The following is a 19,770-nucleotide window of genomic DNA, read 5'->3' as shown; positions in this document are numbered from 1 at the left end:
CGTGGTCTTGACCACACGGGGCCGGGGTGCCGCGCTCCGGAACGGGCGGGCCGGGCAGCCCCGGCAGCCCGTGTCGGCGCAGGTCGGAGGCGGGGAACCGGCCTCGGGGCGGGGGTCGGCATTGACCGGGGAGGTCCGGTATGTGGTCGGATCGCGTCCGCTATCCGGACATCATTGATCGGTCAGTGAAGAGGTCTGCTTTACTGGGGCCCATGACCACGACGAGCAGCCGCACCCTTGCGACCGAGGCGACGATGACGCCCGGTGCTCGTTGTATGTGTCGAATGTGCGCCTTCTGAGGGCCCCTTCCTGAGCCTCGCGCCCCGAAGCGAGACCAGCCGCGCCACCACGTCACCCACTGATGGACAGCCCGGCTCACTCATGCCCCGCGCACGTGTCGACACCATCATTTTCTGACGGTTCGTCCCGTATCGCGTCCCCAGATTGTTTGCCCCGTGCCGGCAGCCCGCTGCGCCGCGCACTCGACAGCGACGGAAATCCTGTGATCACCACATCGGGCCTCACGAAGGTCTACCAGTCCCGTGGCCGCGAGGTCACCGCCCTGGACGGCGTCGATCTCCACGTCCGCGAGGGCGAGGTCTACGGAGTCATCGGCCAGAGCGGCGCAGGCAAATCCTCCCTGATCCGCTGCGTCAACCTGCTGGAGCGACCCACCACCGGCACCGTGACCGTCGACGGCGTCGACCTCACCGCCCTCGCCGGCCGCGGCCGGCGCGCCGGCAAGGAGCTCCGCCAGGCCCGCAGCCGCATCGGCATGGTCTTCCAGCACTTCAACCTGCTGTCCTCGCGCACCGTCCAGGCCAACGTCGAGCTGCCCCTGGAGATCCTCGGCGTCTCCGGCCGCGAGCGCTCCCGCAAGGCCCTCGAACTCCTCGACCTGGTCGGCCTCGCCGACAAGGCCAAGGCCTACCCGGCCCAGCTCTCCGGCGGCCAGAAGCAGCGCGTCGGCATCGCCCGTGCGCTGGCCGGCGACCCCAAGGTGCTGCTGTCCGACGAGGCCACCAGCGCCCTGGACCCCGAGACCACCCGCTCCGTCCTGGGCCTGCTGCGCGACCTCAACCGGCAGCTCGGCCTCACCGTGCTGCTCATCACGCACGAGATGGACGTGGTCAAGACGGTCTGCGACTCGGCCGCCCTGATGAAGAACGGCCGGATCATCGAGTCCGGCACCGTCGCCGAACTCCTGGCCACCCCCGGCTCCGAGCTCGCCGGCGAACTCTTCCCGGTCACCGGTACCGCCACCGGCCCCGACCGCACGGTCGTCGACGTCACCTTCCACGGCGAAGCCGCCGTCCGGCCGGTCATCTCGCAGCTCTCCCGCACGTACAACATCGACATCTCGATCCTCGGCGCCGCGATGGACACCGTCGCGGGCCGGCAGATCGGCCGCATGCGCATCGAACTGCCCGGCGGCTACGAGGACAACGTCGTGCCGGTCGGCTTCCTCCGCGAGCAGGGCCTCCAGGTCGACATCGTCGACGGGATCGACAACGAACTGGCCGAGCTGGTCAAGGATGGTGCCAAGTGACCTGGTCCGAAATGCAGCCCCTGCTCACCCAGGGCACCTACGACACCCTCTACATGGTGCTGTGGTCCACCCTGGTGACCGTGCTCGGCGGCCTGCCCATCGGCATCCTGCTGGTCCTCACCGACAAGGGCGGCCTCCTGCAGAACCAGCCGCTCAACAAGGTCCTCGGCGTGATCGTGAACATAGGCCGCTCGCTGCCGTTCATCATCCTGCTGATCTTCCTGATCCCGGTCACCACGGCGGTCGTCGGCACCTTCATCGGCCCCACCGCCATGATCGTCCCGCTCGCCATCGGCGCCGTCCCCTTCTTCGCCCGGCTCGTCGAGACCGCCGTCCGCGAGGTGGACCACGGTCTCATCGAGGCCGTCGAGTCCATGGGCGGCGGCATCCCCACCCTGGTCGGCAAGGTGCTGCTGCCGCAGGCCCTGCCCTCCCTGGTCGCCGGCGTCACCACCACCGTCATCACCCTCGTCGGCTACTCGGCCATGGCCGGCGCCGTCGGCGGCGAAGGGCTCGGTTCCAAGGCCATCACCTACGGCTTCCAGCGCTTCGAGACCGGCTTCATGATCGCCACCGTCGTGGTCCTGATCGCCCTCGTCACGGTGATCCAGCTGCTCGGCGACGGCGCGGTCCGCCTCCTCGCCCGCCGCGGCAGGACCGCCTGAGAAGACTTTCCCCCCAACAGAGCCCGCACTTGTCGTGCTTGGGCCACCACCAGCAAGTCATCGGTACTTGTTCAGCAAGAAAGGCACTCTTCGTGCGTAAGAACATCAAGCTCACCGCCCTCGCCGCCACGGCCACCGCGCTCGCCCTCGGCCTCACCGCCTGCGGCAGCTCCTCGGACCCGTCCTCGGCGAAGGCCGACGGCGGCAAGGCCGACGAGAGCAAGCCCCTGGTCATAGCCGCCTCCCCGAGCCCGCACGCCGACGTCCTGAACTTCGTCAAGGACAAGCTCGCGGCCAAGGAGGGCCTCAAGCTGGAGGTCAAGGAGTTCACGGACTACGTCCTGCCGAACACCGCCACCGAGCAGGGCCAGGTCGACGGCAACTACTTCCAGCACAAGCCGTACCTCGACGACTTCAACAAGAAGAACAGCACGCACGTCGTGCCCGTCGTGAACGTGCACCTGGAGCCCCTCGGTCTCTACTCCAAGAAGATCAAGGCCATCGGTGACATCAAGGCCGGCCAGACCATCGCCGTCCCCAACGACACCACCAACGAGGGCCGCGCGCTCCAGCTGCTCGCCGCGAACAACCTGATCACCCTCAAGGAGGGCGTCGGCACCGCGGCCAAGCTGTCCGACATCACCGACAAGAAGGGCCTGGAGTTCAAGGAGCTGGAGGCCGCCACGGTCCCGCGCGCCCTGAACGACGTGGACGCCGCGGTCATCAACGGCAACTACGCCCTCGAAGCCAAGCTGTCGCCCGCCAAGGACGCGCTGATCCTGGAGAAGGCCGAGGGCAACCCCTACGCCAACTTCCTCGCGGTCAAGGACGGGAACCAGAGCGACCCGCGGATCCAGAAGCTGGCCAAGCTGCTGAACTCCGACGAGGTCAAGAAGTTCATCGAGGAGAAGTACCAGGGCTCGGTCGTCCCGGCCTTCGGTGCCCCGGCCGCCTCCTGAACCGGTATCTCCTGATCCGTTTCCTCCCGGACCGGTCATGAATCTCGGCCCCGCACGCACCTGACGGCGCGCGGGGCCGAGCTCTGCCCGCTTCCGGGCAACCCGGCCCTGCACATCACCCGGTCGATGCTGCATGCTGTGGCCTACGAACCGCACGCACGGTCCCGCACGAACGGTCCCGCACCGCGGTCGCATCGCAACACGGTCGCACCACGGTCTCAGGCATGGAGCTGCGCATGACTACCACCTTCCCGGACGTCACCATCAGCACGGACCGGCTGGTGCTGCGCCCCTTCGAGGAAGAGGACGTCACCGCGCTGACCGAGATGATGAACGACGAGCACGTCACCGCCTGGACCGGCGCGCCCCACCCCTACACCCACGCCGAAGCGCACGCCTGGGCCACCCGGCACTCCCACGCCGAACGCACCGAGGGCCGCGGCATCGTCTTCGCCGTCACCGAGTTCCTCACCCAGCGCCTCGTCGGCATCGTGCACCTGCAGAACACCAACTGGCGCACCCGCGCCACCGAGGTCGGCTACGTCACCGCCCCCTGGGCCCGCGGCGAGGGCTACGCCAGCGAATCCGTCCTGGCCGTCGCCCAATGGCTCTTCCGCGCCCAGGGGTTCGAGCGCCTCGAACTGCGCACCGCCGCCGACAACACCGCCTCGCAGCAGGTGGCCCAGAAGATCGGCTGCATCAGCGAGGGCGTCCTGCGCAACGCGTGGATAGTGCGGACGCAGACGGCCGACGACGGCTGGGCCGACACCCGCACCGACCTCATCGTCTGGAGCCTGGTCCCCGAGGACCTCGACGAGAGCGACGGCTACGACGGGTACGACAGCTACGACAGGTACGACGGATACGCCCGCAGCACCGCGTTCCCGCAGCGCGCCGACGCGAACGGCCACCCCGTCGGCGCCGACTGGAACTGAACCGATGACCGGGTAGTCTCGCCGTGCCCGCCCCGACGAAACCCCGCCCTCCACCGGCCGCCGCCGGGAGGTGCCCCCTGCCAGACCAGGAGACTGACGACGATGGCCGACCGGGTCACGGTGATCGGCTGGGACGGTTCGCCCCTGACCGCGGGCGCCCGGTCCGCGCTCTCCGCCGCCACCCTCGTGGCCGGCGCCGCGCACCACCTCGCCCTCCCCGAAGTACCGCCCACCGCCGAGCGCATCCGCCTGGGCAGTGTCGGCCTCGCCGCACGCCGCATCGCCGGCCACCGCGGCACCGCGGTGGTCTTCGCCGACGGGGACCCCGGCTTCTTCGGCGCCGTACGCGTCCTGCGCGCCCCCGAGCACGGCCTGGAGGTCGAGGTGTTCCCGGCCGTCTCCTCCGTCGCCGCAGCCTTCGCCCGCGCCGGCATGCCCTGGGACGACGCCCAGGTCGTCGTCGCCCACCCCCGCACCCTGCGCCGCGCCGTCAACGTCTGCCGCGCCCACACGAAGGTCGCCGTCCTCACCTCGCCCGGCGCCGGCCCCGCGGAACTCGCACTGCTCCTCGAAGGAGTTCACCGCACCTTCGTCGTCTGCGAGGAACTCGGTACGGACCGGGAACAGGTGAGCGTCCTCACCTCCGACAAGGCCGCCGACCACAGCTGGCGCGACCCGAACGTCGTCATCGTCATCGGGGGCGGGGGACCGGCCCCCGCCGACGCGGGCTGGCTCCTCGGTCAGAGCACCGCCCGGTCCGGCGACCGCGGCTGGGCCCGGCCGCTGGCCGACGCCGGAGAAGGCGGGTCCACCCAGCTGCGCGCGGCCCAACTCGCCCGGCTCGGCCCGCGCACCGGCGACCTCCTGTGGGACATCGGCGCCGGATCCGGCGGTGTGGCCGTGGACTCGGCCGCCCTCGGGGCCGCCGTCATCGCGGTGGACGCCGACCCGGCCGCCTGCGACCGCATAACGGCCGCCGCCCGCGAGCGCGGAGTGCAGCTCCAGGCCGTCGCCGGACGCGCGCCGCACGTACTGGAGAGCCTGCCCGAGCCCGATGTCGTCCGCGTCGGCGGTGGCGGCGCCGCGGTCGTCGCGGCCGTCGCCGAACGCCGTCCCGAACGGATCGTCAGCCACGCCTCCACCCGCGACGAGGCGGAGGCGATCGGCAGGGCACTCACCGAACACGGTTACGCCGTCGAGTGCGCGCTGCTCCAGTCCGTCGGCCTGGACACCCGGACCTGGGCCGAACAGGACCGTTCCGTGGTGTTCCTCCTGGCAGCGGAACGCCCCGCCACGCGCTGAGCCGAGGGCCGGGGTAGGCTGGCCGATCGTCGTACTGCTTCGGACGATTCGGGCATCGCGACACCGCCGGGACGCGCGACGTGGCGCAGTCCACAGAGGACCGTGACGGTTATGGCCGTCAGGGTGGCCGACGGGCGCGACAATGCTTACTGGTTGTCGTGCAGGCGTATGCGAGACGAGCTCGTCGCACCACAATCCCGCAGGCAAAACCGCTCGGCGGACTCGTGGGCGACCGGGCGATCGAAGAGGCAACACCGATGGGCGAGGGGTAAGCATGACTGACACCGGCCAGGTACCGGGCGAGGGTCTCCCGGACAACGCGGGCATGGTGGATCAGCAGAGCGTCCCCGCTCCGGTCCAGATCCCGGCACCGATTCCCGCCGGCTACGCCTTCCAGGACCTCATGGACAACCCGGCCGAGCCGGAGGACGAGGAACTCCTGCTGATGCCGAGCGGCCAGGGTGCCTGGAGCGACCCGCAGGTCGTCCCGCAGGCCCCCGCCTTCCCCGCCGCGCCCCAGCCCGGCGAGCCGCAGATGTACCCGGACGCGTCCTACGCCGCCGAGCCCGCCTACCCCGGGGCCCCGGCCGCGTACACCGAGTTCCCGCCGCCGGTCTTCCCCGACGGCGGCTACAGCGCGGGCGCGCACGAGACGGGCGGCCGTGACTCCGGCGCGCTCGACCTCGGCGGGCTCGTCGTGCCGCCCCCGGCGGTCCCCGTAGCCCCGGCGGCCCCCGCGGCCCCCGTCCGGCGCCCCCTGCACATGGGCCCGCCCATGCCCGAGGCCAACGGCGGAGTCGTACGCTCCCTCGCCGACCGCGGCCCGGCCGCCGCGCCCGCCCAGGCCGCCCCGATGGCCGCCGTGAGCACCCCGGTGGCGCCCGTTCCGCTGCGCCAGGCGGGGCCCCCGACCACGGGACCCGAGTACCTGGACGTCCCGCGCGCCGAGGCCGCCCCGGCCCCCGCGGTCCAGCTGGGCGAGATCCCGCCGCAGGCCGGTGCCCCCTGGACGCCGGAGCCGGCGGCGGAGCCCGCCCCGGCCCCCGCCGAGGCCGCGGCACCGCCCGTGGAGCCGGAGCCCGTCCCGGCGCCCGCGGAAGCGGTGGTCCAGCCCGAGCCGGTGGCCGCCGAGCCGCTGCAGCCGGAGGCCGTCGCGGTCGAGCCGGAGCCCGTCGCCGTCCAGCCGGAACCCGTCGCCGTCCAGCCGGAACCGGTCGCCGTCGAGCCGGTCGCCGTCGAGCCGGAGCCGGTCGCGGCCGAGGCCGTGGCCGTGGAGCCCCAGGCCCAGCCCGAGCCGGTGGTGGCCGTCGTGGCCGAGCCGGTCCAGCCGGAGCCCGTTGCCGAGGTCCAGCCCGCGGCAGAGCCGGAGCCCGTGGTCCCGGCCGAGCCGATCGCGGTCGAGCCGGTTGCGGTGGAGCCGCAGCCCGAGCCCGAGCCGGTCGCCCCCGTCGAGCCGGTGGCCGCCGTCGAGCCGGTGGCCGCCGTGGTGCCCGAGCCGGTCCAGCCGGAGCCGGGCGCCGAGGCACAGCCGGCACCGGAGGCCGAGCCGCAGCCCGAGTCCGAGCCGTCGGCCGAGTCCGTGCCCGAGCCGGCGGCCGTGGAGCCGCAGCCCGAACCCGAGTCCGTGCCCCAGCCCGAGCCGGTCGCGGTCGAGCCGGTGGCCCAGGCCGAGCCGGTGGCCGTGGAGCCCCGGCCCGAGGAGGCCGTCCCGGCCGAGCCGGCCGCCGCGGAATCCGCCGAGCCCGCCGTGGGCGAGCCGGCTCCCGGCTACGCCGATGCCGAGCGCGAGGCCGTCCTGCGCGTCATGCGCGAGCGCCGCGACATCCGCAAGGGTTTCCGTACCGACCCGATCCCGCACGAGGTGCTGCTCCGCGTCCTGGAGGCGGCCCACACCGCCCCCAGCGTCGGTCACTCGCAGCCCTGGGACTTCGTCGTCATCCGCTCCGCCGAGACCCGCCGGACCATGCACGAGCTCGCCCAGCGCCAGCGCGAGGCGTACGCGAAGTCGCTGCCCAAGGGCCGGGCGAAGCAGTTCAAGGAACTCAAGATCGAGGCCATCCTCGACACCCCGGTGAACATCGTCGTCACCGCCGACCCGACCCGGGGCGGACGCCACACCCTCGGCCGGCACACCCAGCCGCAGATGGCCCCGTACTCCTCGGCCCTCGCCGTCGAGAACCTCTGGCTCGCCGCGCGCGCCGAAGGCCTCGGCGTCGGCTGGGTCAGCTTCTTCGACGAGCGCGAGATGGTCCGCGAGCTGGGCCTGCCCGAGCACCTCGAAGTCGTCGCCTACCTCTGCGTCGGCTACGTGGACGAGTTCCCCGAGGAGCCCGAGCTGGCCCAGGCCGGCTGGTCGCAGCGCCGCCCGCTCTCCTGGGTGGTCCACGAGGAGACCTACGGCCGCCGCGCGCTGCCCGGCGAGGAGCCGCACGACCTGCTCTCGGAGACGGTCGCCAGCATCCGCCCGCTCGACGCGAAGGCCCTGGGCGAGGCCTGGGAGCGCCAGAAGCGCATGACCAAGCCCGCCGGAGCCCTGGGCATGCTGGAGATCATCTCCGCCCAGCTGTCCGGCCTCTCCCGGGTCTGCCCGCCGCCGATCCCGGAGCCGGCCGCGGTCGCGATCTTCGCTGGCGACCACGGCGTGCACGCCCAGGGCGTCACCCCGTGGCCGCAGGAGGTCACCACCCAGATGGTGGCCAACTTCCTGGGCGGCGGAGCGGTCTGCAACGCCTTCGCCAACCAGGTCGGCGCCGAGGTCTGCGTGATCGACGTCGGCGTCGCGGGCGACCTCCCCGCCACGCCGGGCCTGCTCCCGCGCAAGGTCCGCCCCGGCACCGCCGACCTCTCCACCGGCCCGGCGATGACCCGCGAGGAAGCCGTCGCGGCCATCGAGGTCGGCATCGAGACGGCCCGCGACCTCGTCGCCGCGGGCAACAAGGCCCTCCTCACCGGCGAGATGGGCATCGCCAACACGACCGTCTCGGCGGCCCTGATCTCGGTCTTCACCGGGGTCGACCCGGCCGAGGTCACCGGCCGCGGCACGGGCATCAACGACGAGACGCACGCCCGCAAGGTCGAGGTCGTCCGCCGTGCCCTGGAGCTCCACCAGCCCGACCCGGCGGACCCGATCGGCGTCCTGGCGGCCATCGGCGGCCTGGAGCACGCGGCCATCGTCGGCCTCCTCCTCGGCGGCGCGTCGCTGCGCACCCCGGTGATCCTGGACGGCGTCAGCGCCGGAGCCGCCGCCCTGGTGGCCCGGGCCATCGCCCCCGAGTCCCTGTCGGCCTGCATCGCGGGCCACCGCAGCGCCGAGCCGGGCCACGTCGCGGCGCTCAACAAGCTGGGCCTGCGCCCGCTGGTCGACCTGGACCTCCGTCTCGGCGAGGGCACGGGCGCCCTCCTGGCCCTCCCCCTGGTCCAGAGCGCGGCCCGTGCGATGCACGAGGTCGCGACGTTCGACTCGGCGGGCGTGACGGAGAAGTAGCCCCGGTTTTCCGGGGCTCCGCCCCGGACCCCGGGCCTCGAACGCCGGCCGGGCTGATTCAGCTCGGCGATCGGGTCTGCCGTGGGGCGGGGACACTCCGGGACGTCCCCGCAGGCCGAGCGAACCCACCGCCGGTCGGCAGGCCGGTCCGGCTCGGGGTTCGCGAGCCGAGGAGACGTTCCGGAGGGGCACCGCCCCACCGCGAAGCCGGCCCGCAGCCCCGCCGGCGTTTGAGGCGCGGGGTCCGGGGCGGAGCCCCGATCCGTGACCGGCACCCACGTACGACAGACGGCCGGCCGAGCTCCGCAGGAGCAAGGCGCAGCCCCGTCCGCGCCTCGGGACGGCCCGCGCCGTATGGTGGACCCGCACCAAGAATCCGCACGTCAGCACACCGCCGCTCCAGAGCCGCAGCGGCACGACAGAACGACCGCCGCACCAGGAGCCGCACCGTCATGGCCGAAACCCCCGCCTACCCCGTCGGTCTCCGACTCGCCGGCCGCCGCGTCGTCGTCATCGGCGGCGGACAGGTCGCGCAGCGTCGCCTTCCCGCGCTCATCGCGGCCGGCGCCGACATCCTGCTCATCTCGCCCTCCGCCACGCCCTCCGTGGACGCCATGGCCGAGACCGGCGAGATCCGCTGGGAGCGCCGCCGCTACCAGGACGGTGACCTCGCCGACGCCTGGTACGCGCTGATCGCCACCCAGAACCGCGAGGACAACGAGCGCGCCTCCGCCGAGGCCGAGCGCGAGCGCGTCTGGTGCGTCCGCGCCGACGACGCCTCCGCGGCCACCGCCTGGACCCCCGCGACCGGCCGTGTCGAGGGCGTCACCGTCGCCGTGCTGACCGGCAACGACCCCCGCCGCTCCGCGGCCGTCCGTGACGCCGTGGTGGAGGGCCTGCGCGACGGCACCCTCACCGCTCCCGCCCACCGGCACAGGGCCACCCCCGGCGTGGCCCTCGTCGGTGGCGGCCCGGGCGACCCGGACCTGATCACCGTGCGCGGCCGCCGCCTCCTCGCCGAGGCCGACGTGGTCATCGCCGACCGGCTCGGCCCCCGCGACCTGCTCGACGAGCTCCCGCCGCACGTCGAGGTCATCGACGCCGCGAAGATCCCGTACGGCCGGTTCATGGCCCAGGAGGCCATCAACAACGCCCTGATCGAGCACGCCAAGGCCGGCAAGGCCGTGGTCCGGCTCAAGGGCGGGGACCCGTACGTCTTCGGCCGTGGCATGGAGGAGCTGCAGGCCCTCGCCGAGGCCGGCATCCCCTGCACCGTCGTTCCCGGCATCTCCAGTTCCATCTCGGTGCCCGGCGCCGTCGGCATCCCGGTGACCCACCGCGGTGTGGCGCACGAGTTCACCGTGGTCAGCGGCCACGTCGGCCCCGACGACGCGCGCTCGCTCGTGGACTGGGCCTCCCTCGCCAAGCTCACCGGCACCCTGGTGATCCTGATGGGCGTCGACAAGATCGGCCTGATCGCCGAGGCGCTGGTGCGCCACGGCCGTTCCGCGGACACCCCCGTCGCGGTGATCCAGGAGGGCACCACCGCCACCCAGCGCCGGGTGGACGCCACCCTGGCAACGGTCGGCGAGACCGTGCGCGCCGAAGAGGTCCGCCCGCCGGCCGTCATCGTCATCGGCGAGGTCGTCCGCGTGAACGGCCCGGGCGCCCCCACCCTTCCCGCCACCGGCGCCTGACAGGCCGTTGGCACCGCACCCCGGACAAGGCAGTATCACCCTGTGGCTGATCTCATCACCGTCAACGACCCCGACGACCCGCGCCTGCGCGACTACACGGGCCTGACCGACGTCGAACTCCGGCGCAGGCGCGAGCCCGCGGAGGGCCTTTTCATCGCCGAGGGCGAGAAGGTCATCAGACGCGCCAAGGACGCCGGGTACGAGATGCGCTCGATGCTGCTCTCCGCCAAGTGGGTCGACGTCATGCGCGACGTCATCGACGAACTCCCGGCACCGGTCTACGCCGTGAGCCCCGAGCTCGCCGAGCGCGTCACCGGCTACCACGTGCACCGCGGCGCCCTGGCCTCCATGCAGCGCAAGCCGCTGCCCACGGCCGAGGAACTGCTCTCCACGACCCGCCGCGTCGTCGTCATGGAAGCGGTCAACGACCACACCAACATCGGGGCCATCTTCCGCAGTGCCGCCGCCCTCGGCATGGACGCGGTGCTGCTGTCACCCGACTGCGCGGACCCGCTCTACCGCCGTTCGGTGAAGGTCTCCATGGGAGCGGTGTTCTCCGTTCCCTACGCCCGCCTGGAGGCCTGGCCGAAGAGCCTGGACTCGGTGCGCGAGGCGGGCTTCAAGCTGCTCGCCCTCACCCCGCACGAGAAGGCCACGCCGATCGACGTGGCCGCGCCGCAGTCCCTGGAACGGGTCGCCCTGATGCTCGGCGCCGAGGGCGACGGCCTGTCCACGCCCGCGCTGGTGGCCGCCGACGAGTGGGTCCGCATCCCCATGGCGCACGGCGTGGACTCGCTGAACGTGGGCGCGGCGGCCGCGGTCGCCTTCTACGCGGTGGCCCAGAACCGCGCCGCGTAGCAGGGCGGCCGGGCGCTACAGCTTCTGGGCCGCCCAGATGCCCAGCGCGACGACCAGCGTCACCACGACGAACACGATCAGCCGCTGCCGCATCAGCTTCGGATCCGGCCGCGAGGGCCGCCGTCCCGTCCCCGTCGTCCTGGGGGCGGGGCGGCCGCCCGTACGTCCCGAGGTCGGCCGGGAGGACGGGCCGCCGGGGTGCTGCGGATTGCGGGAGGACGAGGGCCGCGAGTGCGGACCGCTCGGGGACCCGCCCTGGGCCCGGGGCGCGGTGGAGCCGCCCGTACGGCGCTCCGTACGCCGGCCGGGGTACTCCTCGGCCCCGCCGATCCGCTCGGCCTCGGGGAGCCGTCCCGTCGGCCGTTCGACCCGGGCCCGCTGGGCCGGCGGGCGTCCGTCGGAGAGGCCCTGCGCCTCGCGGGCCGCGATCTCCTTGAGCCGCATCGACAGCTGGAGGGTGCTGGGCCGCTCCTCGGGGTCCTTGGCCAGGCAGGCCCGTACCAGGGGAGCCAGGGCGTCCGGCACGCCCTGCAGGTGCGGCTCCTCGTGCACCACGCGGTACAGCATGACCTCGGAACTGCCGTGCCCGAAGGGCGAGTCGGCGGTGGCCGCGTAGGCCAGGGTGGCGCCGAGCGCGAAGACGTCGGTGGCCGGGGTGACGGCGGCGCCGCGAACCTGCTCGGGCGCGAGGAATCCGGGGGAGCCGACGGCCGTACCCACATGGGTGAGGGTGCTCGCCCCGGTGGCCCAGGCGATGCCGAAGTCGATGATCCGGGGGCCCTTGGGCGACAGCAGGATGTTCGAGGGCTTGAGGTCGCGGTGGACGACCCCCGCCTCGTGGACGGCGACCAGGCCCTCGGAGAGCGCGGCGCCCACGGCGGCGATCTGTGCGGCCGTCAGGGGGCCTTCCTCGGCCACCTTGTCGTGCAGCGAGGGACCGGGCACGTACTGGGTCGCGAACCAGGGGCGTTCGGCCTCCAGGTCCGCCGCCACCAGGCGTGCGGTGCACCCGCCCCGGATCCGCCGGGCGGCGGACACCTCACGGGCGAACCGCGAGCGGAACTCCTGGTCCTCGGCCAGATCCGGCCGGATGACCTTGAGCGCGACACGCTGCCCGCGCCGGTCCGATCCCAGGTAGACCACGCCCATGCCGCCGGCACCGAGCCGCCGGTGCAGTCTGAACGAGCCGACGACACGCGGGTCCTCGCGCCGGAGCCGCATCATCGCCATGTCCACCCCGCTGACCGGTCGTCCTGTTGACGTGGCACAGCTTACGGACCATCCGGCATGCGTGCTCAGAGGCCGCGCCCTCGCCGGGGGATTCGGTTGTCAGTGCGCCACAGCACACGTGAGGGGGCGTCGGCGCTGATGTCCGGGAGCACTCCCGGGGTGGCCCTTCCGGCCAAACAGCCCTTCCTGCAAGGGGATTGGCGCCCAGGAGCAGGTCCGGACCCACTCCGGTGCGCCCGTACGCGGCTCCCGGCCGAGTCGATCTTGCCGACGGCCGGTGGGCGGACACGCGGCGACAGGGAGTGACGGAAGTGAGCGAAGTCACTACCCTCCGGTCATCCCCTCCGGGAAGACCCCCACAACGGGGGAGCGGTCTCCACCCAGGGGAGTACACGGGGCCGGCCCCGTCATCCTCCCGGAGGCCCGGCAAAGGGTACGAGGGCATGAGGCCAGGGGCCGCCCGCCCGCCTAGTGTTGAAGACAAGCGGCGGGTGGCGCACTCGTCCCCCGAGGTCACGAGCCCGCCGCTGCCAGACGACAGGGAGAGGACCATGGCGGACATCGCACGGCAGGGGCGCAAGGCATTCGCGTTCAACGGCCACGAGTCCGGTACCCGCCACCCCTTGGTGGCCGCGGCCATGGTGCTCCCCCTGGCCGCCCTGCTGCTCTTCCTCTTCGGAGGCTTCGAGCAGCTGGCGGCACAGGCGTCGTCCGTGGGCGTGATGCTGGGGCGCTGAGCGGCGCCCCAGGTCCGGGAGAGCGGCCCGGACCGGGACATCGGCCTGTCGCACCCCGTGGGGACGGGGGCGCGGCGGACGGACGGCAGGTGAAGGGTGCTGCCCGTACGACTGGGGAGTCGGACGGGCAGCACCCTTTTTCGTGCGGCCCACTCGGGCGGGGGAACGCGAAAGCCCCGACCGTGAGAACGGCCGGGGCTTTCCGGTGGTGCGCGATACTGGGATTGAACCAGTGACCTCTTCCGTGTCAGGGAAGCGCTCTCCCGCTGAGCTAATCGCGCGGGCTCCGCAGCTCGAAAGCCGCAGGTGGAACAAGGTGGTGCAGGTGCTGCGTGCGCGATACTGGGATTGAACCAGTGACCTCTTCCGTGTCAGGGAAGCGCTCTCCCGCTGAGCTAATCGCGCGGGGATCCTTGCGGATCAGTGGACGATACTGGGATTGAACCAGTGACCTCTTCCGTGTCAGGGAAGCGCTCTCCCGCTGAGCTAATCGTCCTTGGAGGTGGAGACGGGATTTGAACCCGTGTAGACGGCTTTGCAGGCCGTTGCCTCGCCTCTCGGCCACTCCACCATGGAGCTGCAGGGGTTCTCGGGAAGATCCCCCACTTCGAGCGGACGACGAGACTCGAACTCGCGACATCCACCTTGGCAAGGTGGTGCTCTACCAACTGAGCTACGTCCGCAGGTCACCGTGTTCGCTCCGGGGTTTTTCCCCTTCGCTCCCTGGCGACGTGTTGAACTCTAGCGGATTACCGGGCCAGCTCAAAAACGCGTTTCCGCAGCGTGCTGCCGCTCGATCACCACAGGTCACCCTGCCGTCACCGCACCGGCGCCGTGCCGTCACCGGTCATAGACTCGCAGCCGTGCACGACCTGCCTCCCATGGCCCGCTTCGGCGGCCTTCTCGCGACCGACCTCCGAGACGTCACCAGCGATCCCGCCGCCCTCGACTCCACCGGCTTCTGGGCGGTGTCCGCCGACTTCGAGGGGCGGCTCGTCTGCGCGCGCTTCGGCGACGTGCGCCGCGAGCCGGTCCCCGCGCCCGTTCCGGGTGCCTGGCGCGGTCCCGACGCCGACCGGTGGACCTCCTCCCTCGACCGCGCCGCGTACGTGGCCGGCGTACGGCGCGTGCGCGAACACATCGCCGCCGGTGAGGTCTACCAGGCCAACCTCTGCCGGGTGATGTCCGCGCCGCTGCCCCACCCCGACCGCGCCGATGTCGACGCGCTCACCGCGCTCCTCGCGCGTGGCAACCCCGCACCCTTCGCAGGAACGATTCGCCTGGCCGCCCACGGCGTCGAGATCGCCACCGCCTCCCCCGAGCTGTTCCTGCGCCGCACCGGCCGTCACATCGAGTCCGGTCCCATCAAGGGGACCGGCCGCACCGTCGACGACCTGCTCCCCAAGGACCACGCCGAGAACGTGATGATCGTGGACCTCGTACGCAACGACCTCGGCCGGGTCTGCGCCACGGGCTCCGTCGCCGTCCCCGAGCTGTGCGCCGTCGAGGAGCACCCCGGCCTGGTCCACCTCGTCTCCGTCGTGAGCGGCGAACTCGCCGACGGCACCGGCTGGCCCGAGCTGCTCGCCGCCACCTTCCCGCCCGGTTCCGTCACGGGCGCCCCGAAGTCCTCCGCCCTGCGGATCATCGAAGCCCTGGAAACCGCCCCGCGCGGCCCCTACTGCGGAGGCATCGGCTGGGTCGACGCGGACCGGCGCACCGCCGAGCTCGCCGTCGGCATCCGTACCTTCTGGATCGACCGCGAGGCCGTCGGCGGACCCAGGCTGCTCTTCGGCACCGGCGCGGGCATCACCTGGGGCTCCGACCCCGACCGCGAGTGGGCGGAGACCGAGCTCAAGGCCGCCCGGCTCCTGCGTGTGGCCATGGGCCACGAGGTGAGCGGTGGTACGCAGGGGACGAACGACACGATCGGAAGGACCGCACCATGAAGATCTGGCTCGACGGAGCCCTGACCGAGGTGGACAGCGCGAAGGTGTCCGTCTTCGACCACGGTCTGACCGTGGGCGACGGCGTCTTCGAGACGCTCAAGGCGGAGCGCGGCCGTGCCTTCGCGCTCACCCGGCACCTGGAACGCCTCACCCGCTCGGCCCGGGGCCTGGGCCTGCCGGACCCCGACCTCGACGAGGTCCGCCGTGCCTGCGCCGCCGTACTGGAGGCCAACCCGCTGGAGCACGGGCGGCTGCGCATCACCTACACCGGCGGCGTCTCCCCGCTCGGCTCCGACCGCGGGGACGCCGGGACCACCCTGATCGCCGCCCTCGCGGACTCCCCCCGCCGCCCGGACACCACCGCCGTCGTCACGGTCCCCTGGGTCCGCAACGAGCGCTCCGCCGTGGCCGGGCTGAAGACCACCTCGTACGCCGAGAACGTGGTCGCGCTCGCCGCCGCGCACCGGGCCGGGGCCTCCGAGGCGCTCCTCGCCAACACCCTCGGCCGGCTCTGCGAGGGCACCGGCTCCAACGTGTTCGTCGTAGTGGACGGGGAACTGCACACCCCGCCGCTCGAATCCGGCTGCCTGGCGGGCATCACCCGGGCCCTGATCGTCGACTGGGCCGGCGCCAAGGAGACCGACCTGCCCTTCGAGGTGCTGGAGCGGGCCGAGGAGGTCTTCGTGACCTCCTCGCTGCGCGATGCCCAGGCGGTGCTGCGGATCGACGACCGCGAGCTGGGGACCGCCCCCGGACCGGTCACGGCCGAGGTGATGCGGATCTTCGAGGTGAAGGCGGCCGCGGACATCGACCCGTAACGGGTGCCCGGCCGCGAGGAGGACTGTCGCGGCGGCCGCGGGGCGGGTAGAACTCAAGGGATGACCACCACCCTGCGGCCGTCCGGGCCGCTCCAGCACACGGCGGAGGGCGCGCGTTCGCGCCCGTACGAGATCCGGGTCAACAGCAGGCGGGTCGGCGCGCTGGTGATCGCCTCCGACACCCCGTTCGGGCCGACGGTCGGCGAGATCCGCGACCTGGACGTCGAGCAGGGCGACCGGCGGCGGGGGAGGGCCACCGTGGCCGCGCTCGCCGCCGAGGAAGTGCTGCGCGGCTGGGGCTGCCGCCGGGTCCGCGTCTCGGTCCCGGCGGACTCGGAGGCGGGCCTGTGCATGGCCGAGGCCCTCGGCTACGCGGAGTACAGCCGGAACATGGCCAAGGAGCTGTCGGCCGAGCCGCCCGCCCTCCCCGAGGGGGTGCGCGGGCGCTCCATGACGGACGCCGAGTACGAGGACTGGTACGCCCGGGCCGTCGATTCCTACGCCGCGAACTGGAGCAGCCGCGGCATGTCCGCCGAGGCCGCCCGCGCCAAGTCGGTGGCCGACCACGAGAGCCAGCTGCCCCGGGGCCTGGCCACCCCGGGCGCCTCCTTCGTCGTCCTGGAGGCCGCCGGGGTGCCCGTCGGCCACGTGTGGCTCGCGCCGCGCGGGACGGGCTCGTACGTCTACGACATCGAGGTCCGGGCCGAACACCGGGGACGCGGGCACGGCCGCCACCTGATGGAGCTCGCCGAGCACACCGCCCTCGCCGCCGGTCACCGCCTGCTGGCGCTCCAGGTCTTCACCGACAACACCCCGGCCCTGCGGCTCTACGTCTCCCTCGGTTACCGGCCCACCAATTTCAACTACGCCAAGGACCTGATCTAGGCCGTCAGGAGACGGTCGGCGATCTCCTCGATGCGGGCGCGCAGGCCGTCCTGGCTCTTGCCGCCGTCGAGGCGCTGTCCGTCGATCACGTACGTCGGGGTGCCGGTCACGCCGATCGCCTTGCCCTCGGCCTGGTCGGCGTCGACGATCAGGATGTGCCGCCCGTCGATCAGGGCGGTGTCGAACTCCTCGACGTCGAGCCCCAGTTCGCGCGCCACGTCCAGGAGGACCGGCTCACCGCGCTCGGCCAGCTCCGCGGTCCGCGCCAGTACGGCCTCGGCGTAGGGCCAGCCCTGCCCCTGTTCGACGGCCTCCTCGGCGGCCTGGGCCGCGGCGAAGGCGTGCTTGTGCTTCTCCAGGGGGAAGTGGCGCAGCCGGATGTCCAGCCGGTCGCCGTAGCGGGCCCGCAGGGCGCGTACGTCGTCCAGGGCGCGGTGGCAGTCCGGGCACTGCAGTTCGCACCAGACGTCGAGGATCACGGAATCGGTCATACGGACAGTCTCCCAGCCCCCGCCCGCCCCACCGACCGGGACCCGGGCCGGGGGAGCGGGACCAGGGGAGGAGACGCGACCCGGAGATGTCCCGGAGATCCGTCCGGGCGGGGCCCCGGACCTGGCCGCCGCGGCCGCGTCCGGTGCAGGATGGAGAGGGAGCGGGACAGACCGCCGAGCCCCCGAGAGTCCGGAGGACCGCATGCTTGCCGAGACCATTTGCTCCGCGGTGTCAGTGGCGGGCCTGGGCATCGCCGCGGTCACCGCCTACCGCAAGCGCTTCCTGGCCGCCGCGCGGATCACCGCGTACGCGCTCGTGCCGGTCGCCCTGGTGATGACGGGGTTCGTGGAGTGGGTGTCCGGGATGGTCTTCAACCCGACCGTCTGGGCCGGCTTCGGGCTGCTGGGGGTGTCCTGGCTGCTCTTCATGACCACCCGCGCCATCGAGCGCCGGGGCCTCACCGCGTCCGGGGAGACCGCAGAAGCCGGGAAGCCGAAGAAGAAGGTCAAGGGGAGCCCGGCCGCCGAAGCCGTCGCCCCGGCCGCCTCCGCGCCGTCCCTGGGCGCAGCCCGGGCCGGTTCGCAGCCCCGGTCCGACGCTCCCGCGGACGACTTCTCCGACATCGAGGCCATTCTCAAGAAGCACGGGATCTGAACGCCGGACGGGGCCCGGACCGGGCCTCGTCCACAAGATCGAGCGAACTCCCGCGCGGATGTTGGCGTGTTGAGGGCCGGTCGGCGGTGCCCTGCGCCATCATCGCCCCGACATGTTCGACACATCGCACGGTGACCCGCCGGTACCCGCCCCTGCAGTGGAGGAGCCGCGAGGCTGTCTCTTCGCGCTCTCCCAACCACCCTTGATGATCTTCCTAGCGGTGATCGGCATCCTGCTGCTGCTCGCCGCCGTGCACGATCTGTTCCTGCTCTGACGCCTCCGCGTCGGCCTCCTTGCGCCGGGCCCGGTACGCCGCCACGTGCAGCCGGTTCCCGCAGGTCCGGCTGTCGCAGTAACGCCGTGAGCGGTTGCGGGACAGGTCGACGAAGGCCCGCCGGCAGTCCGGGGCCTCGCAGCGGCGCAGCCGTTCCTGTTCGCCGGCGACCACGATGAAGGCCAGTGCCATGCCGCCGTCGGCCGCCAGGTGGTCGCCCACCGACGCGCCCGGCGCGAAGTAGTGCACGTGCCAGTCGTAGCCGTCGTGGTCGGTCAGCTGCGGGGTGGTGCCGGCCGTGGCCACCAGCTCGTTGATCAGTATCGAGGCCGTACGCGGGTTCGGGGAGGCGAAGACCTGGGCGAACTTTCCGCGCACGGTCCGGACCCCGGCCAGGTCGCGGGCGCTGAGCTCGCCGACGTCGCTGATCGAGTACTCCTGGACGAATCCGCGCAGCGCGCCGATGTCCGACAGCCCGTCGGGCTGATCGGCCTCGGCCGCGGTGTTCACCAGCGCGACGACGACGTCGAGCGCGCGACGGGTGTCGTGGGGAATCTGCACGGGGTCTCCCTCAGGGGCCGGGCCTGCGACGACGGGAGGCGCCGCCGCTGCCGCCCGACAATAGCGGGTCCCGTCGAAGCACACCGGCGCCGTCCTCGCGGGTGGCTCCCGCGGGAACAGCGCCGGCACTGCGTATGTGGTTGTCGGCCGACCCGCACCGTCGCCCCGAGTCGGACGGTGTCGAGCGGCTGTGGGCCTGGCTCAGCTTTCGGCCAGGATGTGGGAGAGCTCCTTGTCGAGGTCGAAGTGCCGGTGCTCGGTCCCGGGTGGAACCGCGGCGTCCGTCCGCTTGAGGAACGACTCGAGTGCTCGGGCGGGTGCTTCGAGCAGCGCTTCTCCCTCCGGTGAGCTCAGGGCGATGCAGACGACGCCCTGACCGTGGCTGCGGGATGGCCAGACGCGGACGTCGCCGGTACCGGTGGGCCGGTGGAGGCCCTCCGCGAGGAGGTCGCGGGCGAACACCCATTCGACCGTCTCCTCGGCGCCGGTGTGGAAGGTGGCGTGCACGGCGTAGGGGTCGGCCGTGTCATACCGCAGGCCCGCGGGAACAGGCAGTGAGGACTCGCTCGACACAACGAGGCGCAGGTGCAGCTCGCAGCTGACCGTGGTGTTCATAAGCGCCAGGGCCTTTCGCTCAGTGTGCGCTCGGGGATTCGCACGTCGGCGAAATCGACATGCCACCTACGGTGCCGTTGTAAACCCCTCTGACCGTTTTGCGGAC

General features: G+C 72.6%; 17 protein-coding genes and 5 tRNA genes. 13 read left to right on the top strand and 9 right to left on the bottom strand.

All coding sequences use genetic code 11. From position 1 onward, the window contains the following. Nucleotides 1-502: 502 nt before the first annotated feature. The 8 genes from ACXNSR_RS08550 (at nt 503) to ACXNSR_RS08515 (ending at nt 11,449) form a co-directional block, all read left to right on the top strand. Nucleotides 503-1,549 carry a methionine ABC transporter ATP-binding protein gene (locus ACXNSR_RS08550; RefSeq protein WP_458641524.1) on the top strand — a complete coding sequence of 349 codons (1,047 nt, stop codon included), beginning with the start codon at nt 503-505 and terminating at the stop codon, nt 1,547-1,549. Continuing rightward, a complete protein-coding gene (locus tag ACXNSR_RS08545; protein WP_030010866.1) occupies nt 1,546-2,214 on the top strand; it encodes a methionine ABC transporter permease in 669 nt (222 codons plus the stop codon). The genes ACXNSR_RS08550 and ACXNSR_RS08545 overlap by 4 nt, the downstream gene beginning before the upstream one ends. Before the next feature lie 92 nt (nt 2,215-2,306). Next, nucleotides 2,307-3,173 carry a MetQ/NlpA family ABC transporter substrate-binding protein gene (locus ACXNSR_RS08540; RefSeq protein WP_458641523.1) on the top strand — a complete coding sequence of 289 codons (867 nt, stop codon included), beginning with the start codon at nt 2,307-2,309 and terminating at the stop codon, nt 3,171-3,173. A gap of 236 nt (nt 3,174-3,409) precedes the next feature. Further along, on the top strand, nt 3,410-4,108 hold the full coding sequence (locus tag ACXNSR_RS08535) for a GNAT family N-acetyltransferase (protein WP_458641522.1): 699 nt from the start codon (nt 3,410-3,412) through the stop codon (nt 4,106-4,108). Nucleotides 4,109-4,210: 102 nt separating this feature from the next. After that, nucleotides 4,211-5,410: a precorrin-6y C5,15-methyltransferase (decarboxylating) subunit CbiE gene (cbiE, locus tag ACXNSR_RS08530; protein ID WP_458641521.1), complete on the top strand. Its 1,200-nt coding sequence runs from the start codon at nt 4,211-4,213 to the stop codon at nt 5,408-5,410. Nucleotides 5,411-5,684: 274 nt separating this feature from the next. Further along, nucleotides 5,685-8,894, top strand: a complete 3,210-nt coding sequence (gene cobT, locus ACXNSR_RS08525) for a nicotinate-nucleotide--dimethylbenzimidazole phosphoribosyltransferase (protein WP_458641520.1) — start codon at nt 5,685-5,687, stop codon at nt 8,892-8,894. A 452-nt stretch (nt 8,895-9,346) separates the two neighbouring features. Further along, nucleotides 9,347-10,591, top strand: a complete 1,245-nt coding sequence (gene cobA / locus ACXNSR_RS08520) for a uroporphyrinogen-III C-methyltransferase (protein WP_458641519.1) — start codon at nt 9,347-9,349, stop codon at nt 10,589-10,591. A gap of 42 nt (nt 10,592-10,633) precedes the next feature. Continuing rightward, on the top strand, nt 10,634-11,449 hold the full coding sequence (locus ACXNSR_RS08515; RefSeq protein ID WP_458641518.1) for a TrmH family RNA methyltransferase: 816 nt from the start codon (nt 10,634-10,636) through the stop codon (nt 11,447-11,449). A gap of 15 nt (nt 11,450-11,464) precedes the next feature. Here ACXNSR_RS08515 and ACXNSR_RS08510 read toward each other — a convergent pair whose 3' ends face one another. After that, the gene (locus ACXNSR_RS08510; RefSeq protein WP_458641517.1) at nt 11,465-12,679 is read right to left on the bottom strand and encodes a serine/threonine-protein kinase; all 1,215 of its coding nucleotides are present in this window, start codon (nt 12,677-12,679) and stop codon (nt 11,465-11,467) included. A 527-nt stretch (nt 12,680-13,206) separates the two neighbouring features. On the opposite strand from ACXNSR_RS08510, the gene ACXNSR_RS08505 reads away from it, so the two are divergent. Beyond that, nucleotides 13,207-13,416, top strand: coding sequence for a hypothetical protein (locus ACXNSR_RS08505; RefSeq protein WP_375137948.1), 210 nt, complete (start codon nt 13,207-13,209; stop codon nt 13,414-13,416). A gap of 206 nt (nt 13,417-13,622) precedes the next feature. Here the strand turns inward: ACXNSR_RS08505 and ACXNSR_RS08500 are convergent. The 5 genes from ACXNSR_RS08500 to ACXNSR_RS08480 all read right to left on the bottom strand — a co-directional run bounded on the left by ACXNSR_RS08500 (nt 13,623) and on the right by ACXNSR_RS08480 (nt 14,099). Continuing rightward, a tRNA-Val gene (locus tag ACXNSR_RS08500) sits at nt 13,623-13,697 on the bottom strand. A 52-nt stretch (nt 13,698-13,749) separates the two neighbouring features. Beyond that, nucleotides 13,750-13,821 (bottom strand) — tRNA-Val (locus tag ACXNSR_RS08495). A 19-nt stretch (nt 13,822-13,840) separates the two neighbouring features. Further along, nucleotides 13,841-13,912 (bottom strand) — tRNA-Val (locus tag ACXNSR_RS08490). Nucleotide 13,913: 1 nt separating this feature from the next. Then, nucleotides 13,914-13,987 (bottom strand) — tRNA-Cys (locus ACXNSR_RS08485). Nucleotides 13,988-14,026: 39 nt separating this feature from the next. Then, a tRNA-Gly gene (locus ACXNSR_RS08480) sits at nt 14,027-14,099 on the bottom strand. Between the two features lie 180 nt (nt 14,100-14,279). On the opposite strand from ACXNSR_RS08480, the gene ACXNSR_RS08475 reads away from it, so the two are divergent. The 3 genes from ACXNSR_RS08475 to ACXNSR_RS08465 are packed head-to-tail and all read left to right on the top strand — an operon-like array spanning nt 14,280 to nt 17,068. After that, nucleotides 14,280-15,365, top strand: a complete 1,086-nt coding sequence (locus ACXNSR_RS08475) for a chorismate-binding protein (RefSeq protein ID WP_458641516.1) — start codon at nt 14,280-14,282, stop codon at nt 15,363-15,365. Beyond that, nucleotides 15,362-16,183 carry an aminotransferase class IV gene (locus ACXNSR_RS08470; RefSeq protein ID WP_458641515.1) on the top strand — a complete coding sequence of 274 codons (822 nt, stop codon included), beginning with the start codon at nt 15,362-15,364 and terminating at the stop codon, nt 16,181-16,183. Before ACXNSR_RS08475 ends, ACXNSR_RS08470 begins: the two co-directional genes overlap by 4 nt. Before the next feature lie 60 nt (nt 16,184-16,243). Next, complete coding sequence (locus tag ACXNSR_RS08465) at nt 16,244-17,068, top strand: GNAT family N-acetyltransferase (protein WP_458641514.1); 825 nt, start codon at nt 16,244-16,246, stop codon at nt 17,066-17,068. Here the strand turns inward: ACXNSR_RS08465 and ACXNSR_RS08460 are convergent. Then, nucleotides 17,065-17,559, bottom strand: coding sequence for a DsbA family protein (locus ACXNSR_RS08460; protein WP_458641513.1), 495 nt, complete (start codon nt 17,557-17,559; stop codon nt 17,065-17,067). The genes ACXNSR_RS08465 and ACXNSR_RS08460 overlap by 4 nt on opposite strands. 202 nt (nt 17,560-17,761) lie before the next feature. Here ACXNSR_RS08460 and ACXNSR_RS08455 point away from each other — a divergent pair, with 202 nt between their 5' ends. After that, nucleotides 17,762-18,214, top strand: a complete 453-nt coding sequence (locus ACXNSR_RS08455; RefSeq protein ID WP_458641512.1) for a hypothetical protein — start codon at nt 17,762-17,764, stop codon at nt 18,212-18,214. Between the two features lie 214 nt (nt 18,215-18,428). On the opposite strand, the gene ACXNSR_RS08450 is transcribed toward ACXNSR_RS08455, so the two are convergent. Both ACXNSR_RS08450 and ACXNSR_RS08445 read right to left on the bottom strand, forming a co-directional pair. After that, nucleotides 18,429-19,049, bottom strand: a complete 621-nt coding sequence (locus ACXNSR_RS08450; RefSeq protein ID WP_458641511.1) for a CGNR zinc finger domain-containing protein — start codon at nt 19,047-19,049, stop codon at nt 18,429-18,431. 201 nt (nt 19,050-19,250) lie between these two features. Then, nucleotides 19,251-19,664 (bottom strand): SsgA family sporulation/cell division regulator, encoded by a 414-nt coding sequence (locus tag ACXNSR_RS08445; RefSeq protein ID WP_030011909.1) that lies wholly within the window; start codon nt 19,662-19,664, stop codon nt 19,251-19,253. Nucleotides 19,665-19,770: the final 106 nt, after the last annotated feature.

This window comes from Streptomyces sp. NC-S4 (genome assembly GCF_054353315.1).
Note: the sequence above shows the minus strand (reverse complement) of the source record. Positions and strands in the feature narration are given on the sequence as shown.

Coding starts and splice junctions, on each gene's coding strand:
- ACXNSR_RS08510 (WP_458641517.1), bottom strand. CDS start 12,679: ATGGCGATGATGCGGCTCCGGCGCGAGGACCCGCGTGTCGTCGGCTCG.
- ACXNSR_RS08535 (WP_458641522.1), top strand. CDS start 3,410: ATGACTACCACCTTCCCGGACGTCACCATCAGCACGGACCGGCTGGTG.
- ACXNSR_RS08470 (WP_458641515.1), top strand. CDS start 15,362: ATGAAGATCTGGCTCGACGGAGCCCTGACCGAGGTGGACAGCGCGAAG.
- ACXNSR_RS08465 (WP_458641514.1), top strand. CDS start 16,244: ATGACCACCACCCTGCGGCCGTCCGGGCCGCTCCAGCACACGGCGGAG.
- cobA (WP_458641519.1), top strand. CDS start 9,347: ATGGCCGAAACCCCCGCCTACCCCGTCGGTCTCCGACTCGCCGGCCGC.
- ACXNSR_RS08455 (WP_458641512.1), top strand. CDS start 17,762: ATGCTTGCCGAGACCATTTGCTCCGCGGTGTCAGTGGCGGGCCTGGGC.
- ACXNSR_RS08445 (WP_030011909.1), bottom strand. CDS start 19,664: ATGAACACCACGGTCAGCTGCGAGCTGCACCTGCGCCTCGTTGTGTCG.
- ACXNSR_RS08460 (WP_458641513.1), bottom strand. CDS start 17,559: ATGACCGATTCCGTGATCCTCGACGTCTGGTGCGAACTGCAGTGCCCG.
- cobT (WP_458641520.1), top strand. CDS start 5,685: ATGACTGACACCGGCCAGGTACCGGGCGAGGGTCTCCCGGACAACGCG.
- cbiE (WP_458641521.1), top strand. CDS start 4,211: ATGGCCGACCGGGTCACGGTGATCGGCTGGGACGGTTCGCCCCTGACC.